The organism is uncultured Campylobacter sp. (assembly GCF_938018035.1).
In the GTDB taxonomy this organism is placed as follows: domain Bacteria; phylum Campylobacterota; class Campylobacteria; order Campylobacterales; family Campylobacteraceae; genus Campylobacter_B.
This window is the reverse complement of record NZ_CALIJF010000133.1, coordinates 1-2,124: the sequence shown is the minus strand read 5'-3', so window position 1 is coordinate 2,124 and position 2,124 is coordinate 1. Positions and strand designations below refer to the sequence as shown.

The window sequence follows — 2,124 nt, the reverse complement described above, 5'->3', positions numbered from 1 at the left end:
GAGCAAGAGCCCGAAATTTAGCCTTTAAATTTACCGCCAAATTTAATCGCAACGGCCTTTGGAGCTTTAAAATCCAAAGGCCATTTTAAATTTGCTCGCTAAATTTCAACTGCCAAAATTTCATCTATTTAAAATTTATCCGCCGCGGCAGATACGGAGCGCATCGTAGCGGCAAACATAGTGCGATGGCGACGCGTTTTAAATTTAATTCCGCTAGCGTACCGCGACCGAGCCGAACGGCACATTTTAAAATTTAGCCCCGCGAGCGGGAGTATGTCGCGACAAAGACAAAATTTAAAGCGCACCGTTTTAAATTTTAAAATTTCATCTGCGCCGATTTTTGAGTATAATGAGCGAAAAATTTTAAGGATTTTGTGTGATACTTGCTATTGAGAGCAGCTGCGACGACAGCTCGGTCGCGGTGATGGATGAGCGTAGTTTCGAGCTGAAATTTTACGAAAAAATAAGCCAGGAGGCCGATCACGCCAAATACGGCGGCGTCGTGCCCGAGCTTGCCGCGAGGCTGCATACGGAGGCGCTGCCGCGGATTTTGCAGCGCACAAAGCCCTATTTTAGCGAGCTTAGCGCCGTCGCAGCGACCAATACCCCGGGGCTTAGCGTGAGCCTGATCGGCGGCGTGAATATGGCAAAAGCGCTCGCGCTCGCGCTAAATTTGCCGCTCATCGGCGTAAATCATCTCATAGGCCACGTTTACTCGCTGTTTTTAGGCGGCGAGGCGCGATTTCCGATGGGCGTTTTGCTCGTTAGCGGCGGACACACGATGGTTTTGGATATCGACGCTGCGGAGGGTATCGAAATTTTAGCGACCACCGGCGACGACAGCTTCGGCGAGAGCTTCGATAAGATCGCAAAGATGCTAGGCCTCGGCTACCCGGGCGGCGCGCTCATCGAGGAGCTCGCAAAAGGCGGCGAGCCGAAGTTTGAGCTGCCCGTGCCGCTAAAGGGCGATAGGCGGCTGGAGTATAGCTTTTCGGGGCTTAAAAACGCCGTGCGCGTGCAGATAGAGAAGCTAAAAGAGGCGGGCGAACTGGATGAGCGGGCGATGCGCGATCTGGCGCGCTGCTTTGAGGACGCGGCGTGCGCGCACATACTGGATAAATTGCAGCGGATCTTTGAGCTGCGCCGATTTGAGCGATTCGGCGTCGTGGGCGGAGCAAGCGCGAACTTGCATCTGCGCGGACTTTTGACGGATTTGTGCGAGCGGGCGGGCTGCGAGATGCTTTTTGCGCCGATGAAATTTTGCTCCGACAACGCCGCCATGATCGCGCGCGCGGCGATAGAAAAGCTGCGTAAAAAGGAGTTCGTCGCACCCGCAGAGCTTGAGATCATCCCGCATCTAAATCTACGCTCGGCGTTTGAGTAAAATTTTAAAATTTACAGATAATCTGCGCCCGCTAGCGGTTTCTCACGCGCTGGGCATTTGAGTAAAATTTTATCTCGCGCTTGCTCACGGTTGGGTTTGGATAAAATTCACTTTGAATTTACACATCGCGTTTCAGGCTCGCGCCATGTTTTGCTAAACTCCTTTCGTGCTTGCACCGCCATCGGTACCACTAACGTTACACGTCCTTGTCGCTTGCAATGTCTACTAAAATTTGATCGGCTTGTTCTCGCGTCATTTTTTATCCTTTCTTAATCGTGCAGAAAAGTTACGACTTCGTGTTCTTTTGGTAAATTTTCTCTACCGTCAATACCGCGATTGCCGTATTCCGCTAGAGCTTCTTTTAAAATTTTATAAAGCTCGTCCAATGAAATTCCGTAAGTGCTGGAATTTATACTTTCTAGCTTATATTTGATAAAAAACGGATTATCGACTAGCATTTTACTGGTAGTTTCGTCGTAAATTCGCCCTATATCAAGCTCGATAACATTACCCTTATAGCATAAAATATAAATCTCCTCACCCGTAAATCCATCTCGCGGATCCGGTAAGCATGGATCGCAAACGAACATAAACCAAATATCTCTCTGCCTATCAATAACCCAATCAAGCCGCGCTATAGCCATATCGCTCAAAGTTGTTCTGCAACGATATTTTATTCTATATTTATTCACGATATTTACGACATTATATTTCTTTAAGTCCTCTTTCGAAATATATTC

Annotated in this window: 2 protein-coding genes; one reads left to right on the top strand and one right to left on the bottom strand. The window is 48.4% G+C overall.

Annotated features, from left to right (window positions below):
* The first annotated feature begins 376 nt into the window (after nt 1-376).
* Nucleotides 377-1,384, top strand: coding sequence for a tRNA (adenosine(37)-N6)-threonylcarbamoyltransferase complex transferase subunit TsaD (tsaD, locus tag Q0257_RS04020; protein WP_298021843.1), 1,008 nt, complete (start codon nt 377-379; stop codon nt 1,382-1,384).
* A gap of 269 nt (nt 1,385-1,653) precedes the next feature.
* Here the strand turns inward: tsaD and Q0257_RS04015 are convergent.
* On the bottom strand, nt 1,654-2,124 hold a 471-nt coding region (locus tag Q0257_RS04015; RefSeq protein ID WP_298021841.1), incomplete at its 5' end, for a hypothetical protein.